At 40.8% G+C, this 16,600-nt stretch carries 12 protein-coding genes and 1 pseudogene; all 13 read right to left on the minus strand.

Going from position 1 to position 16,600, the window contains the following annotated elements; translation table 11 throughout:
* Window positions 1–607 precede the first annotated feature (607 nt).
* On the minus strand, window positions 608–1,468 hold the full coding sequence (locus VOI46_RS10455) for a copper resistance protein B (protein ID WP_004589262.1): 861 nt from the start codon (window positions 1,466–1,468) through the stop codon (window positions 608–610).
* Window positions 1,465–3,288, minus strand: coding sequence for a copper resistance system multicopper oxidase (locus tag VOI46_RS10460; protein WP_039972484.1), 1,824 nt, complete (start codon window positions 3,286–3,288; stop codon window positions 1,465–1,467). Before VOI46_RS10460 ends, VOI46_RS10455 begins: the two co-directional genes overlap by 4 nt.
* A gap of 27 nt (window positions 3,289–3,315) precedes the next feature.
* Entirely contained in the window at window positions 3,316–3,786 is a 471-nt protein-coding gene (locus VOI46_RS10465) for a nuclear transport factor 2 family protein (RefSeq protein WP_008467847.1), read from the minus strand.
* 15 nt (window positions 3,787–3,801) lie between these two features.
* Complete coding sequence (locus VOI46_RS10470; RefSeq protein WP_004589259.1) at window positions 3,802–4,689, minus strand: CopD family protein; 888 nt, start codon at window positions 4,687–4,689, stop codon at window positions 3,802–3,804.
* A 19-nt stretch (window positions 4,690–4,708) separates the two neighbouring features.
* Window positions 4,709–5,056 carry a copper resistance CopC family protein gene (locus VOI46_RS10475; RefSeq protein ID WP_004589258.1) on the minus strand — a complete coding sequence of 116 codons (348 nt, stop codon included), beginning with the start codon at window positions 5,054–5,056 and terminating at the stop codon, window positions 4,709–4,711.
* 24 nt (window positions 5,057–5,080) lie between these two features.
* A complete protein-coding gene (locus tag VOI46_RS10480; RefSeq protein WP_004589257.1) occupies window positions 5,081–6,913 on the minus strand; it encodes a 2Fe-2S iron-sulfur cluster-binding protein in 1,833 nt (610 codons plus the stop codon).
* Window positions 6,913–7,524, minus strand: coding sequence for a PepSY domain-containing protein (locus VOI46_RS10485; protein ID WP_232311327.1), 612 nt, complete (start codon window positions 7,522–7,524; stop codon window positions 6,913–6,915). Before VOI46_RS10485 ends, VOI46_RS10480 begins: the two co-directional genes overlap by 1 nt.
* Before the next feature lie 88 nt (window positions 7,525–7,612).
* A complete protein-coding gene (locus VOI46_RS10490; RefSeq protein ID WP_004589255.1) occupies window positions 7,613–10,777 on the minus strand; it encodes an efflux RND transporter permease subunit in 3,165 nt (1,054 codons plus the stop codon).
* 14 nt (window positions 10,778–10,791) lie between these two features.
* Entirely contained in the window at window positions 10,792–12,534 is a 1,743-nt protein-coding gene (locus VOI46_RS10495; protein WP_004589254.1) for an efflux RND transporter periplasmic adaptor subunit, read from the minus strand.
* Complete coding sequence (locus tag VOI46_RS10500) at window positions 12,534–13,961, minus strand: TolC family protein (protein ID WP_004589253.1); 1,428 nt, start codon at window positions 13,959–13,961, stop codon at window positions 12,534–12,536. The genes VOI46_RS10495 and VOI46_RS10500 overlap by 1 nt, the downstream gene beginning before the upstream one ends.
* Window positions 13,961–14,458, minus strand: coding sequence for a DUF411 domain-containing protein (locus tag VOI46_RS10505; protein WP_004589252.1), 498 nt, complete (start codon window positions 14,456–14,458; stop codon window positions 13,961–13,963). The genes VOI46_RS10500 and VOI46_RS10505 overlap by 1 nt, the downstream gene beginning before the upstream one ends.
* A gap of 107 nt (window positions 14,459–14,565) precedes the next feature.
* Window positions 14,566–14,925, minus strand: a complete 360-nt coding sequence (locus tag VOI46_RS10510; RefSeq protein ID WP_004589251.1) for a hypothetical protein — start codon at window positions 14,923–14,925, stop codon at window positions 14,566–14,568.
* Window positions 14,926–15,044: 119 nt separating this feature from the next.
* Window positions 15,045–16,220 (minus strand): annotated as a pseudogene (locus VOI46_RS10515) (IS4 family transposase).
* Between the last annotated feature and the right edge of the window lie 380 nt (window positions 16,221–16,600).

Below are 16,600 nucleotides of genomic sequence, written 5' to 3' on the forward strand. Positions count from 1 at the left end.
CACCTACAATATTAGCCACTTTGTAAAAATAATTTTATGATCTTGATCAAACTTTGAACTAAAACCTAAACTTTTTACTTTTTACTTTTTACTTTTTTAAACAGCTTAAACTTAACAAGTATAAAAGGGGTGTCTAATTTATACTCATGAGATTGAAGCCAAGCATGAGCACCATTAAAAAAAATAAAAACCCTACGCTCATAACTAGGTATTGAGTAATGGATCATTTTTCCAATTGTTCAGCTTTAAGCGCAGTACTTTGCAACAATCGGTTCTATCCCGGGCACATCCTATTCCCGTTCATCAAAAGTGATAAAATGGCCTATTGTACGTCTTTCAATGGCGATGTTTTTTGGCTTGACTCTTTAACCTTAAACATTCGCCAACTTTACTTCTTAGCTGATATTCCACCTTGATAGGTATACACCAGACTGGCACCGACTGAAAACAAGAAGTAGCTTACTATTACTGCTCTTAGTTCTTTCCAAAAAAACTATTAGCTAGGCCTTTCCTAACATAACTAAAATGGTTTAAATCCCAAAAAACGAAAGCTACCATCAATATAGTTGCGGTAGCTCTCATCAAGTCAATATAGTATTTCTTCACATCAGAGCCAGAACTTGATACCTGCAACAAAAGCAGTATCACGCGTACTTTGCCCATTTAACTTCGCAAAGTCGGCTGTATTACCAAATTTATTTGTCCACTCAACGCCAACATAGGGAGCAAACTGGCGGGTAAACTCATAACGAACCCGAAAACCAATAGCACTGCTAGATAAGCCACTACCAAGGTTATTTTGGACGTCATCCTTACCGTAAAGCGTCAACTCTGCTCGTGGTTGAACAATTAACTTTTGAGTAAGTAATAGCTCATACTCAGCTTCGATCGAAAATGCACTATTACCTTGCTCTCCTAAATACGCAGTCATATCAATTTCAAACCAGTAGGGGGCTAGACCTTGTAAACCAAAAGCTAGCCATTTGCGGTTTTCACCTTCGTTATTGTAATCAAGTCGAATACCGACTTGTGTATCCCAATAAGCAGATATTGCGTGGCCCCATAGAAAATCTGTTTGGTTCTCCTCTAAATTACCTTCGCTAAAATCTCCCTCAGTTTTGATGACTAATCTATCAAAAGTAGTGCCATACCATGCCTGAAAGTCAAAAACACCTGCGTTTGTTTGCTCATTATATTCAAGACGATCCCCTAGTAGCGCGTAAAATGAATGCTCATCTGCCAAAGTCAGTCGTTTGTCGCTACTGAGTGCATAAGGACCTTCAGTCAAAGTTGTACCTGCTGCATAAGCATGGGGGTCTCTAGCATCTTTAGGTGCATCTCCACCTTGTGCTTGCATTTTAGAATCACCCATCTCAGTCATCTCATCTTTTGCAGATACAGATACACTTATAAGGGGCAAACCTATTAATAATAGTCTTAACGTATTGGTTAGTATTAATTTTTTCATGATACAACTACCTCTCTAAACATACCTGCATCCATGTGGAATAATAAATGGCAATGCCATGCCCAGCGACCTACGTCATGAGGTGTTGTTAAAAAACTAATTCTTTGCGCTGGTTGTACAGGGATAGTATGGCGACGAACCTGTACATCACCTTTTTCATTCTCCAAATCGCTCCACATACCATGCAGGTGCATGGGATGTGTCATCATTGTATCGTTTTGTAAAATAACTCTTAAACGTTGATTATGCTTCATGTGAACTGGCGTGCTTTTTCCAAATTCCAAGCCATCAAATGACCAGCTATAACGCTCCATGTTTCCAGTTAAATGTAATTCAATTTCAGCCTCTGGCTCTTGCTGGTTTGTAATTCCCTCAAGAGAATGTAAATCTGCAAGTGTTAAAACACGGCGTCCATTTTTACGTAAACCTATACCGGGATCATCAAGGTTTGTTCTAGGCATATCAACACGCATATCAACAGAAGCTCCATACTCTGTTTTTGCATGACGCACTTTAGTGCTAGCAACAGCTAATGGGTTTTTAGTCATTCCATGTTTACTATGATCCATTGCCATCGCTCCATGACCCATTGCACTATGATCCATTTTATTAGAATTCATGCCCGACATGTCTGCCATACCTGCCATCGCGGAATGCTCACCACCTTGGGCCATATTCCCCATCATATCTGTCATCGTTAACCATTCAACGGGATCTAGAGCAGGTACTGGTGCATCAATATTAGGTGCCATTGATAAAGTACCTTTAGCATAACCTGAGCGATCCATGCTTTGTGCAAAAATCGTATATGCATCATTTTTTGGCTCGACAAGTACATCATAAGTTTCACCGGGACCAAATCTAAATTCATCTACTGTCACAGGTTCAACATTTTGTCCATCAGCTTGTACAACTGTTAACTTCAGCTCAGGTATTCTTACATCAAAAAACGTATTGCTAGAACCGTTAATAAATCTAAGCCTAACCTTTTCGCCAGCTTTAAACATTCCACGCCAGTTTGTCAAAGGCGCACAACCATTCATTAAAAAAGTCATTGCAGATGCTGATAAGTCTGCAAGATCTGTAGGGTTCATTCTCATTTTATTCCACATTTCCCGGCGTTGTAGCGCATTTGAAACGCTGCTATTTGAAATGTCATCAAAAAACTCTGGAACAGTAGGTTGATTAAAGTTAAATACATCGCTCTGTACTTTTAACTTGCGAAACAAATCCATTGGGTCATCATCAGTCCAATCAGACAATTGGATGACATGCTCATTGTCAGCACTAATAATATCCTTTTCTCTTGGCTCAATAATTAATGCGCCGTACATACCTGTCATTTCTTGAAAACCACTGTGTGAGTGATACCAATATGTGCCGCTTTGTTGCAGCTTAAATTTATAAACAAAGGTTTCACCCGGCATTATACCTTTAAAGCTAATACCCGGTACGCCATCCATTTGATACGGAAGAATGATCCCATGCCAATGAATTGAACTCGGCACTGATAATTTATTCGTTACCCTGATAGTAACGTCATCACCTTCTCTGAGGCGCAAGGTAGGAGCTGGTATTGAGCCATTGATTGTTGTAGCCATTCTTACAACACCTGTGAAGTTTACTGGTGACTCATCTATCACCAGATCTATGACTTCCCCACTTAGTTCGGGCGCAGTACCTGTTGAAGTTCCAGCAAGCAAAGATGAAGCTGCATGAAGAACACTTGGAAAAGCAGCTAATACACCGCCAGCAGCTAATCCTTGTACAAAGCGTCTACGTGGCGTAGAAACTTGATGTAATGGATTGTTGTTTCTCATTTTACTCTCCGTTGTTTGACCAATAAATTAATGTGACCAATGAATGTGCTTAATCTTCCATTCACCATTTTGTTTTTCCAGCACCATCGTTTCCATGCCTTGATAATCGCGTTCAACACCTTTATGAGTACCTGTAGTTTGACTGCGCGACGCAGAGATAGCGGTATTTCCAAGTATCGTCACTTGATGTTCAAGTGTGTCGCTCTTCATCGCTGCTAAATACTTCATATCCGACAACATATGATGATGAGCATATTCATCAGCGCTCCTTTCAACGCGGCCTCCCTCGAAAATGGTGACATCATCCGCTAACTGCGCTCTAGCCTGTTTTTGATTGCCAGTTTCAAGTGCTTGATGAAATGCCAAAACAACTTTTGCGGCTGGGGTATCTATACCTTTAAACAAACCTTTGTCTTTGTTCTTATCACCATGAGCGTTTGCTGCGAAACTAAACGTCATTAATAAAACGAGTAATATATTTATTGTTTTCATTTTCATTCTCTCTTTTAGGTTTTAATTTGCAGGGCCAACAACACTAGTAAGCCCAGCCGTTACAGATAAAATGGCAAAAGCTACTACCATTTCTATCGAGATAGATTTAGATAAAGCCTCTCTGCCTTGACTATTTTTAAGTTGTGGAACGAGTATTAGTTTATGTTTAGCAGCAAGTGCCAAAATAGACACTACAAGGGCCAATTTAAACAACAGTGTTTGTCCGTAACTTGAGCTTATTAGTGCATCAAGACTTCCGACCAATTGAATCACGAGCCAGAGGCCTGCTACCAACAATAGGCTCAATGTAAAACTTGCTTGTTTGCCAAAGCTTTCCATCAGCAAATGAAGTTCTGCATAACTTAGCTGTTGGCAAGCCTGTTTTAGTGGCAATAACGCCCCAAACCACCATGCCATAACGAGCACATGCAAAATAAGCAAGCCTTTTTCAATTGTGCCTAACTCAGAAATATGACCCAGTAACGTGAATGAGTATGCAAGGATTAATAAACTCAACATTAAAGCGCTTTGTTTTAAGTACGAGTTCACAGCGAGTTTGAACCTTAAAGCTAAAGCGATTATTGCGGTAACTAGCCCAAGCGCTCGAAGCAAAGCTCCAGTGCCGACAGAGGAGTCCCACATAATAGCCAATATATCAGCGTCTATCGCCCCCTGAATTCCCTCTTCTGCCATTGCACCAGTACTGGCAAAGAACCAAGTAATATTAGCGATCAAAGCCATAACTATATAAGTTCTTGTCCACGTTAAATTCGCTATTACAGCATTAGTATGAGATTCATTATTCTCAAATATTTGCCTGAAAAATGTATAACCAGCAATACAGGCAAAGCCGACGTAAAATACAATTTTTGACAGTACAATGACTGTATTCCAGATATACATTTCCATATCAATCACACCGCCTATTTTAGTGAACCATAAAGCCGAAGCTATGTTTCATTTTATGACCATCGTTACCTAAGAAGGTTACATCCACAGCATAGTTTGCAGGAGCTAATTTAGGTAGTTTCCATGTAAATTTGCTAGTAGCGACTTTAGAAGGCTCGAATCCAAATTTAAATTCTTCGCCTTGTTTATTGGCCAATGAAACTTTTACAACCCGTACCTCTTTGGTGAACACCAAAGTTAACTCTTCTGGAGGATTCATTAGCATTGCATTATCAGCAGGCACACTTTTTTCAAGATGCACATGCGCAAATACCGCACTACTAAAAACGACACTGATTACGGTTAAAAATTTAATTAATGTTTTCATATATACCTCTATTTATTTAATGGATTAACGACTAAATTTATCTTTGAAAATTTTATTACTTGGAATCCCAGCATCTGTAATTATTTTTTCCACTTCACTCATCATTGCTTCTGGACCGCACAAGTAAAACTCAGCCAAAAGCAGTTCTGATTTTTGGTTCATATACGGCAGAAGTACTTTTTGAACATAGCCTGAGTGCCCTTGCCATTCTTCTGAAGGATTAGAAAGAGTAGGAATATAAGAGAAGTTTTTATGCTTCTCACTCAGTGACTTCAATTCATTATGGTATAGCAAGTCATCTTCAGTTCGCGCACCATAGATAAGAGTCAAACCACTTTTATCTTTATGCTTTTTCAACTGTTCAAAAATAATAGACCTCAGTGGTGCAAGTCCTGAACCCGCACCAATAAACACGCGACTAACTTTTTTATTTGAAGTGGCATAAAAATCAGAAAAAGGGCCTTTTGCAGTTATCGTTTCACCTACTTGGAGTGAACCTAAATAACTTGAACCTATTCCTGCTTTAAAACCATTCTTTGCGGTCTGCCAACGGATATTAAACATTAACTCATCAGACTCCTCGTCAAAGTTAACTAATGAGTAGTGGCGAGTTACACCGTTATGAGAAAATTTTCCATGATAGTAGCTATCCCAGTATTTTTCATAGCACTCTGGCATATCATCTGGACGTAAGCTATTCATCCCTGCTGGCACATCAAATTGCATATATGCACCAGCTTTAAATGCCAACTGTTTGCCTGATTTCAGCTTAAATTTCACTTCCTTGATAAAAGGAGTAATGAAATTAGTCGCAACCACAACTAGCTCATGATTTTCAATATTGCGATCAGTATTAACTTCAATCGAACTAATTTCAGAGAACCTATGCTGACATCCAAGCCGATAACCTTCCTTAAGTTGCTCCTGAGATAAATGTTCCTGTTCAGATAGTGTGATAGGTAATTTAGTTGAACTTAAGAACACGCATTTGCCACAAGTACCGCCACCACCGCAACCTGAAGGAAGGTATACATGTGAACTAGCTAGCCCTTCTAGTACAGTTGAGCGACCAACTGCTGAGATGTCAGTAATAGTATTTTCATTGGAAAACGTCACTGCCACTTTTTGCCTGTTAGTGCCCCAACCTAGCTTCAGTAAACCACTTCGATACTGTTGTATCAGCCAAGTAACACCAGTAATTGAAAGGAATAGCGTTGCAAAAGCAAATGCAATGATCAACCAATGGTTAAATCCTCCAGAATTGCCATAGTCCATAAAGTGAAGCTTCATCATCAGATCTTTCAATCTGAAATCATCATTGGCATGGCGAAGTACTTGACCTGTAATACTATCTAAATAAATAGTTGTATTGTTCTCATCCTCAACGGCAACTTGCCACATAGGATTTTGCTGCCTTACGTGATCAGAAAACGGAGGTTGAGATAACACTGGAGTAGTTAACTTACCCTGTCCTGAGTAGGAGTTTTTTGCCAAAGTTAGTACTTGTTCTTCAGACAAATTAAATGGCTTTCCTGTTACAGCATCAAATAGCTTTGAGTGGCGTTCTTGATAGCTATGCTGCCCCTTATCGAACACAAAATGATAGTAAGGCTGATGTAAAACCCATATAAGGTTTACTTCCTGCGGAGCATTACTAGTAATGTCTTTAATAGGGAATAGGTCAAAGCCTGTAATGCTACCTTCATGATGAGAATGAACTCTAAGTTCATTACCACTGGCTTTACTGTGATCCATCAAATTGAAGTAAAGGCCCGTTCCCAACCAAATAAGCAGTTGTAAACCAACAAATAAAGAAAGCCACTTGTGTATCGTTGTATTTAACTTAAATAGTCGCATCAAATGACTCCCTTTTTATTTGGGGAAAGCACTCGGTAATAAGTCAATACTGCGCCAGTAATTGCTCCCATTAGACCTAGAGTTGCGACCAAGAACAAAAACCAGTTAGATACGTTTTCTCCATCATAGTAATCCATAATGTGGAACCGCCACATCCAATCAAACAATCGCCAGTAATCATGACGCTTGGCAACAAGTGATCCTGTTTGTTGACTTATATAAAATGTCGGTGTGGAGAATTGCTCAAACGTCACTCTCCAAACAGGTAAATGCCTTGGGGACAACTCAGCAGGCAAGTTTGTCGCTGACTTAATCAACCTTACGCTGTCGATTTGATGATTCAGCGCATAATGGTATTGTGCGATTTCTTTAGCCTTGATTTCATCTACAAGTGCCTGAACAGCTCCAGTTTTAGCATCTATTGCTACTTTTCCATTTTCTCCATTAATAAAAGAATACAAAGGACGGCCCATACTTTGAGTAAGTGTAACTTGGCTAGCTTTAGGATAATCCGCAGCTAGCTTTACAATGGAGTAATCCATACTTGCTAAATCTATTTTGGCTTCCTCACTCTTAGCCAAGGTTTCGCCGTGTATATAGTGAATATCCATAGTCACCATATACACGCCTGTAATAGACCAGAAGAGGAATTGTATTCCGACAAATGCCATTAGCCATTTGTGATATTTTCTAGCCGTGCTAAGCATTACTTTTTAGCTCCGCCTTAGAAAGCTCCTTGTTAAAGGCGTTTAATTCTGGCTTTTTAACGATTGAGTAAATTACTGGGAGCACAATAAGAGTGAGTAGCACAGCACTTGTCATTCCGCCTACCATAGGTGCAGCAATACGACTCATAATCTCCGAACCTGTTCCTGTACCATATAAAATGGGCATCAAGCCGATAATGATTGTTGCAACTGTCATCATTACTGGACGAACTCGTAAGCCTGCACCGTGCAATAATGCATCTTGATATGCATCATCAGAGATAGGTTCAGCTCGCTCTTCAGCTTTTTCCTTAAGCTCAGCAAGTGCCTGATTGAGATAGACCAACATTATCACACCAATCTCAACCGCTACCCCAGCTAGAGCAATAAAGCCCACGCCAACAGCCACAGAGAAGTTAAACCCTTCCAGATACATCAACCATAAGCCACCAATCATCGCCATCGGCAAGGTAACGATAATGATAGCCACCTCACTAAACGCTCTGAAGTTTAAGTAAAGTAGAATAACAATAATGGCGAGTGTTAAAGGCAATACATAGGTGAGCTTTTCTTTCGCTCTTTCCATATATTCGTATTGCCCAGCCCAAGTAATTGAATAACCTGCTGGTAGTTTTAGATTATTAGCCAAGTGTATTTTTGCACTTTCAACATAAGTACCTACGTCAACACCGTCTATATCGATAAACGTCCAGCCATTTAAACGAGCATTTTCACTCTTAATTCCCGGCGGACCGTTCTCAACTCGAATATCTGCGACATCACCTAGTGCAATGCGTTGACCACTTGGTGTTACAACAGGTAATCGTGATAGCTGCTCAGGAGAGTCTCGATAGTCTTGCGGATAGCGTAAGTTAACAGGGTAACGCTCTTGACCTTCTACCGTTTGGGTAACGTTCATACCACCAATAGCTGTAGAAACCACTTGTTGAACATCTTCGATGTTTAACCCAAAGCGACTTGCCTTATCGCGTGAAATATCAACCTTGATATATCGTCCACCTGCAACTCGCTCTGAGTAAACTGATGCTGTGCCTGTAACTTCGGGTAAAATTTGCTCTATTTGTTGGCCGATTTCCTGAATCACATCAAGCTCTGGTCCGGCGACTTTAATACCCACAGGCGTTTTTATGCCTGTTGCTAACATGTCGATTCGGGTCTTGATTGGCATAACCCAAGCATTCGTTAAGCCCGGAAACTTAACCAATTTATCAAACTCAGCTTTTAACGATTCAGTAGTCACACCTTCTCGCCACTGCTCTCGTGGCTTCAATTGAATAAAGGTTTCAATCATGGTTAAAGGTGCAGGATCGGTTGCAGTTTCAGCTCTTCCTACTTTACCAAATACAGTTTCAACTTCTGGCACAGTGCGAATAAGCTTGTCTGTTTGCTGCAATAACTCCCTTGCTTTACCAATTGAAATACCGGGATAGGTAGTAGGCATATACATGAGATCGCCTTCATCCAATGGCGGAATGAATTCACTACCAATTTTATCGACAGGCCAAAAGCCAACGATAGTCACTAATATTGCTGCTACTATTGTCGATTTTGGAAACTTCATGACTTGCTTTAAAACAGGCATGTAGATAGCAATCAATAATCGGTTTAACGGGTTTTTCTTTTCAGAAACAACTTTGCCTCGAATAAAGTAGCCCATCAAAACAGGCACCAATGTGATCGCCAAACCTGCTGATGCCGCCATTGCATAGGTTTTTGTATAGGCGAGCGGAGAGAACATTCTTCCTTCTTGCGCTTCCAAGATAAATACAGGTAAGAATGAGACTGTAATGATCAGTAAGCTAAAAAATAGTGCAGGGCCTACTTCACTCGCAGCCTTAGCAACAATTTGCCAGCGATTTTCATCTGTTAGTGGTGTTTTCTCCATATGCTTGTGCATATTTTCAATCATCACTATTGCACCATCAGTCATCGCACCAATCGCAATAGCGATACCGCCTAAAGACATAATGTTGGCATTGATGCCTTGCATATACATGATAATGAACGACACCAAGATACCTAATGGCAGAGTAACAACTGCCACAATAGATGAGCGAAGATGAAATAGGAAAGCCACACAGACAATAGCAACGACTGCAAGCTCCTCTAGCAACTTGCTCCAAAGATTATCAACAGCACGATCTATTAACTTCGATCTGTCATAAACAGGGACAATCTCCACCCCCTCTGGTAGAGAAGATTTAAGCGATTCAAGTTTTTCTTTTACCCCGTTTATGGTTTGTTGAGCGTTTTCACCAAAGCGCATAACGACAACACCACCAACAACTTCGCCTTCACCATTAAGCTCTGCGATACCACGGCGCATTTGAGGCCCTAAATTAACGGTAGCAACATCACCAATACGCAATGGCGTGCCTTGTTCGTTAATACCAAGTGGGATTTTCTCTATATCACTAACTGATTGAATATACCCCGTTGCGGTAACCATATATTCAGCTTCAGCCATTTCCACAACGGATGCGCCAGTTTCTTTGTTCCCTTTTTGTAAGGCTATTTGTATTAAACTTAGAGGAATATCGTAAGCTCTCAATTTATCAGGATCTACTTGCACTTGATACTGCTTAACCATACCACCAACGGCGGCAACTTCGGACACGCCCGGAACAGTTTGTAGTTCATACTTTAAGAACCAGTCTTGAATGCTTCTTAATTGGCTTAGATCATGGTTTCCAGACTTATCTGTTAAAGCGTAAATGTATACCCAACCCACACCTGTTGCATCAGGTCCTAATTGAGGTTTTGCCGAATCAGGCAGGCTTGATGCTACTTGGCTTAAGTATTCAAGTACTCTGCTTCTAGCCCAATACAAATCAGTATCGTCATCAAAAATAATGTAGACGTAGGAATCACCAAAAAATGAGTAACCACGAACAGTTTGCGCCCCCGGCACTGATAACATCGCTGTAGTAAGAGGAAATGTCACTTGATCCTGCACTACTTGTGGTGCCTGTCCCGGATAGCTCGTCTTAATTATCACCTGCACATCAGAAAGATCGGGGAGTGCATCTACTGGTGTTTTTTGTAATGAATACAAACCACCAAACGCGATAATTAAGGTAATCAACAAAACAAAGAAACGATTGCCGATAGACCATCTAATAATTGATTCAATCATTATTTTTCTCCCACTTAATGATTAGAATGATCAACAGCAGCTTTATTTTCCTTGCCGTGTTGTTCATCTGATTCAAGAGAAATGTCAGTGATAACTAAGTCATCTCTAACCTCAAAAGTGAAAGTGACATTATCACCGACATTGAAATCAACCATTTCTATATTGTCCGCGACGATAAAATCCATCGTCGCAGCAGGTCTATCCCATTTCTCTATTGGGCCTCTGCTAATATTTAGAATCCGTGTATCAATATCAATCGCATTAATCAAACCAGATACTGTTGCTGATGATACTTCAGGCTCACTCATGATATGAATTCCAGTAATTTCATATCCACCGTCTTCGGTTTTGCTCACTTCAAAGTGCAAAGATTGACCTGACTTTAATGAGTCAATATCGACTTTTTCAGCCACAGTAAAATCCATAACCATTTCAGGCCAATCCCAAGCTTCAGCAGGGCCATGTGAAATATTAACCATGCGGTGCCCTGCCATAACACTATTAACATCCCCTTGCATCCAAACAGAGTTAGGCACTTCATCATGAGTCATTCGTTTAAAGTCAGAGCTTTTACTTGATTCAGAATCAATCAAGAATTGGGCAGATGTCACCACAACGTCATCTTCATTTAAGCCGTCTAATATTTCGATGCTGTCGATATCAACCCGGCCAATAGTCACTTCAATAGATTTAAATTGCCCATCACCTAACGCAAGTACTACTCTGTCCTGTTTACCTGTTCTAATAACGGCTTCTTTAGGCACGAGGATGGTGCTATCAGCTTGATTAGCGTGAATAGAGACTTGTGCAAACATATTTGGTTTTAATTGATAGTCTGTGTTATCAAATTTCAATCTCACTCGGAGTGTGCGTGTTTTACTGTTCAATGTTGGATAAACATAATCAACGACACCAGCCCAGTCCTCACCGGGTAAATAATCCAGTGTCATTGATACAGGAAGTCCTTTTTTAATTAAGGCTGCGTCACGTTCAAACACTTCTGCTTCAACCCAAACTTGATCTAGCTGGCCAATGCTTAATAAGGTGTTTCCCGGCTTTACATAAAAACCTTCTCTAACCTTCAAACCATCGACAACACCTGCTTGTGGTGAATAAAAGGTAATTGTTTGCTGAACCTTTCGTGTCTTTTCTAGCTTTTGAACAAAGTCTGCTGAAAGCTGTAACGCTTTTAGGCGATCTTTGGCTGCTGAAATTAAAGAACTATTGTTGCGCTTTAACGCTATTAACAGCTCTTCCTGAGCATTAACTAACTGAGGAGAATATAGTGTATAAAGAGGCTGCCCTTTCTCTACAGGGTTACCTGCTGCTTTGATGTAAAGTTTATCAATCCAGCCATCAACCCGTGGATGGATATGAATTAGCTTATCTTCATCATATTGAACATAACCTACCGTTGAGATTTCAGTATGCATATTTTTCAGTTCAACAGGTGCAGTGCGAACCCCAAGGTTATTCACTACATGAGGCGCAATTTTTACTGCTCCGGGGCCAAAGTCATCACCAGATGATCCTTCCTCATACACTGGAATTAGATCCATCCCCATAGGCGACTTACCGGGCTTGTCCCGGCGGTAATTAGAATCCATCGGTGCAACCCAATACAGAGGCTTTTTTTCTCCTGATGTTGCTTCATTACTATTACTGTTTGAGCCAGTACCTTGATATAAACTCAATGCTCCAGCACCAAGTGCTGCCCCAATGATGATGGCAATAATTGTTTTTGTATTCGTTGACATTATTTTTCTCCAAATTGCTGACTGGATAAGTGCTGATTAGTTTTGTGTGAAGTTTGCATCGACTTATGTTCAGCATTTGAGTTAGATTGAGAATGTGCAAAGAAATAGTTGATACGAGCAACTGTTTTAAGTGCGTCAACATCAATTCTTAAAGCTGATATTCTGGTATTTAATTCGGCAATTCTTGCTCGAACAACTTCGGCAAAATCGCCATCATCATTTGTGTAGGCTGTCAATGACGCTTCTGCTTGGTCATGAGTTTGTTTAAGGAGTTGTTCTTGATAGATAGATTGTCTATCTGATAAGCGTTTAAGCTGTCTTAGTTCTTTTTCTAAAACACTGATCATTTGCTTTGTCAGTAATAGTTTCTCGGTTTTAATAGTCTCTGAATCTGCAATAGAAGCTGCAACTTGCTTATCTTGTCTGTTCTCGGTAAACAAGGGTAAATCAAACGTTACCCCAACAGAAAATAAATCAGCTCGGCTATCACCAGAGGGCATATTGTCGCGATAGGCATAACTAGCATTAACGCCCCATTGCGGCTCATATTGCTGTTTGGCTAACTCAATTCCTTTTTCTGAAGCTTTGCGTTTTATATCAATCGCAAGTATGGCTGGGTGATTCGAAAGCTCCTGAGCCAATAGATTTCTTGAGTAATTAGATGCTTTTAGGACTGTTGGATTATTCAATTGAATCGAAGGCAATTCTTTTGAGACGCTAAACTCTAATGGTTGCGCGTCAAAGTTGAATGATTCATTCAAACGATCCGCATCGTAAATATGAAGCCACTCATTGAGACGAGCGATTGTCGTTTCTAGTTTCTGCTTTTGCGAAGTTAATCTGTCATCTAACTGCACGATTTCCAACTGAGCACGAATAACATCTTGCTGTCTAGTTTTACCAACAACGTTTGAATAGCTAGCTTTAGCCACTTCCGCCATCTGCTCAAAGAGAGACCAATCATCTTCAATCAATTTAATAGTTTGTTGGGCTAAGTAAGCATCTAACCAAAGTTGTGACACTTGGCTTTTCAACTTAGCTTTACGATCCTCTCGTAACAGTGGAAATTTCGTGGACTCAATTTGTAACTGGTCTTTCTTGATCTCTAGACTGTCGCCTCTCGGAAACATTTGAGAGACGCCAACCTTTAGCTGAGTCATTCCTTCCTGATCTAAATCCCAAGTATCTGTTGGTAAATTCATTATCCCTAGCGATACTTTCGGATCAGGCAAAGTACCTGAAGCAATACTTCTATTTTCAACTGCACTTTGTTTCAATCGGCTACCATGAAGCCAAGGATCATTTTGCTGAGCTAAGGTGATAGCTTGTTCAAGCGACACTACTTTCTCAGCTTGAGCTGAGAATACAGATAAGCCGAGTATTAATGCAGTTGAAAGTGAAGTAAGGTTTGAAGAGTTCAATTTCATTAGAATTGCTCCTCGTATGTCTTAACTTTTGCATAGACTTTGCTCGTTCCATCTTTAAATAGAATTAACACGTTGTATGGCATAAAGCGGTCATCGACTTCCATACCGGGAGAGCCAACTGGCATTGCTGGAACTGAAAGCCCAATCGCATTGGGATGTTCTTCTGATAAGAACTGCTGAATAAATTTAGCAGGTATATGACCTTCAAAGGCAAATCCATTTCTACTCACTGCCGTGTGGCATGAACGGTAATTAGGTTTGATACCATACTTAGTTTTGATGTTGCCGATGTTTCGGAAATCTTTGGAATGCGCAACGATCCCTTTGTCTTCAATATGAGTTATCCATTTTTTACAACACCCACAAGTAGGGGTTTTATAAACGATTAACTCCAAAGGTGTTACGTCGTTATTGTGTGCATGGTTATGTTCGTTGGCGTTTGCAAACGCAGGTGAAAGCAGCATTACTACTGCTATTTTTAAATACTTATTGATCATTTTTGCCCCCAGACATCGCTGGAAAATATCTATAGCGCTACGACGCTATATTGACTAACAGAAAAATTAATTACATGTGCGAGAAATTTGGACACACTAATCCTGTATTAGGCAAAAATTGGTGGACGATAAAGGGAAGTGGAAATTGAATGAGGTTGTTTAGATTGCAGAGCAGCTACAGATTCACTGAATATTTGAATATCTGTCGAATCAATACTGGAATTTAGGACTGTCGTAGATGAGCAAGCATTTGCAGGACAAATACATTCAACGTCACAACAATCTTCTGATTGACCATTACTGCTTTTATTCATATCACCATGATCCATGTTCATGTTCATGTTCATGTGTGATTCGTGAGAACCTGATGACATTTCGCAAGGCATAGCAGAATACGCAAATGCTTGCCCTACAAAGGCAACCAGCATAAGCGTCATTACTAAGACTTTTGAAAATGCTTTAGACATAAAATTCTCTTACAAATATACATCTCCAATACTAATGCAAATTTTTGACTAAGTCAATTGATGCTGTATAAACATTTATGAATATTTGCTGAGGGATCCCCTCGAATTTGACCATAGTATCAGCTCTTTTCCAGTTTGATGACACCCCAGTCAAACTCTGCGGCCCAGAGCGTGACTTGCCGTCTTGCCGCTTGTATCTCTTCTTCAGTTAAGCCCAGCTGGGCGGCCTTTGATAATCGCATTCCCAGGTAGTTAAATGAGAGTACTCGCCGATGTTTGATGCTGTTAGCCTGAAACTGCAAGTGCTTCCCGGCCAGCTCTGCCGCCAGCCCTATCATGTAATGCAACCAATTTGCCAGTGCCGCCAATAGCAACAGCACTTCCAATCGTTCGCGTTTATAAGTACGGTGGGCTTCGCTACCTAAGCCATAGGTCTGGCTTTTCTGGTCGCGGAAGCTCTCTTCTATTTGCATGCGTTTGCCGTAGCATTTGGCAATCTTCGTCGCGTAATCGAAGCAATTGGGCAAGGATGAGACCAACAACCACGGCTCTTTATATTGCTTGTGTTTGTCGGATTTTCGCAGCTTCCAACCGGTGCCCACCAGCACGGCTTGAGTGCGATATTGCTGGGCTTTGGTCAGCTTAACCTCACCCAAGACTTGGGGCGTAGGGCGTGCTTTTTTGTAGGCTTTGGCAACCGTGATATAGGCATCCTGGCCGGGTAGTTGCAGTGTCTGGTTGCCACGAACTCTGGCAATGTAATGCCAGCCGAGCTTACGTATTTGCTTAAACCACGGCACTTTAAAACCCGCATCGGTAATAATCACCGGCTTAAAGTCTGCCGGCAGTACCTGCTTTAACCGGTATAAAAACGCCCTGTGTACGTGTGGGCACGTATACTCGTCCATCGGCACAACAACTTGATGTAACGTCAGTGGGCGACCTTCCAGCGCCAGGCTGGCACGCAGGATAAAATGGCGCTTTTCGGTGTCGGCATTGCTCCAGTCCACTAAAATCAGCGGCTGTTTGCCCTGACGTAGCAAGCGGGTCATTTCGCCATAAATAAGCGGCGCCTCTGCTTGAAGCGCTTCATTTCTTAGCAAACGGTCAGCTCGTTTGATGCCGTGTTTTTATGACGTTTCACTGTCAAAATTACGGCCGATAGCCGTTACCGTGCATTGGCCATTCTGCATCAAGCTTTGTACTGCCGCCCCCACAGCTAAAAATCGGGCTTTGTGCATACATTTGGGGGTGACAAATGAGAGGAAATCGGCGAGCATTGTTTTTACATTCATGGCAGCATTCATGGTTAGGTGTTTTTGGCGAAAGATCAGATCGGGAACTGCCATGAATGTTCCCTTCGCCTCTAACTATTTGTTTTATCTACGCCATTCGTGGGGATTCGTCAGCTATATTGCTTTAATTAAACTTACAAATACTTTTAGGTACATCTGATATTTGTGCAAGCTATAAATTCGTTGCTCACCATTGACTAGAAGTGTCCGCTTTTGGCACTCTCCAGCCACTCGACAACATAATAATTGGTAAAGTATTTTACTGTGTCTGATGGCGCTTAGCTTATCCGACCTACTCTGGCACTAACTGAAAATACTTTTACTCTAAATTAAAATTGAAGCTCTAATCAAAAATATCAATTTTTGTGCCCTGTTTTACT

The organism is Pseudoalteromonas sp. CuT4-3, assembly GCF_035666335.1.
GTDB classification, from domain to species: Bacteria; Pseudomonadota; Gammaproteobacteria; order Enterobacterales; family Alteromonadaceae; genus Pseudoalteromonas; species Pseudoalteromonas atlantica.

Excerpts from the sequence above, each read along its gene's own strand:
- VOI46_RS10480 (WP_004589257.1), bottom strand. The coding sequence starts at position 6,913 with ATGCGACTATTTAAGTTAAATACAACGATACACAAGTGGCTTTCTTTA.
- VOI46_RS10455 (WP_004589262.1), bottom strand. The coding sequence starts at position 1,468 with ATGAAAAAATTAATACTAACCAATACGTTAAGACTATTATTAATAGGT.
- VOI46_RS10470 (WP_004589259.1), bottom strand. The coding sequence starts at position 4,689 with ATGGAAATGTATATCTGGAATACAGTCATTGTACTGTCAAAAATTGTA.
- VOI46_RS10495 (WP_004589254.1), bottom strand. The coding sequence starts at position 12,534 with ATGTCAACGAATACAAAAACAATTATTGCCATCATCATTGGGGCAGCA.
- VOI46_RS10460 (WP_039972484.1), bottom strand. The coding sequence starts at position 3,288 with ATGAGAAACAACAATCCATTACATCAAGTTTCTACGCCACGTAGACGC.
- VOI46_RS10505 (WP_004589252.1), bottom strand. The coding sequence starts at position 14,458 with ATGATCAATAAGTATTTAAAAATAGCAGTAGTAATGCTGCTTTCACCT.
- VOI46_RS10475 (WP_004589258.1), bottom strand. The coding sequence starts at position 5,056 with ATGAAAACATTAATTAAATTTTTAACCGTAATCAGTGTCGTTTTTAGT.
- VOI46_RS10500 (WP_004589253.1), bottom strand. The coding sequence starts at position 13,961 with ATGAAATTGAACTCTTCAAACCTTACTTCACTTTCAACTGCATTAATA.
- VOI46_RS10490 (WP_004589255.1), bottom strand. The coding sequence starts at position 10,777 with ATGATTGAATCAATTATTAGATGGTCTATCGGCAATCGTTTCTTTGTT.
- VOI46_RS10465 (WP_008467847.1), bottom strand. The coding sequence starts at position 3,786 with ATGAAAATGAAAACAATAAATATATTACTCGTTTTATTAATGACGTTT.
- VOI46_RS10510 (WP_004589251.1), bottom strand. The coding sequence starts at position 14,925 with ATGTCTAAAGCATTTTCAAAAGTCTTAGTAATGACGCTTATGCTGGTT.
- VOI46_RS10485 (WP_232311327.1), bottom strand. The coding sequence starts at position 7,524 with ATGGATATTCACTATATACACGGCGAAACCTTGGCTAAGAGTGAGGAA.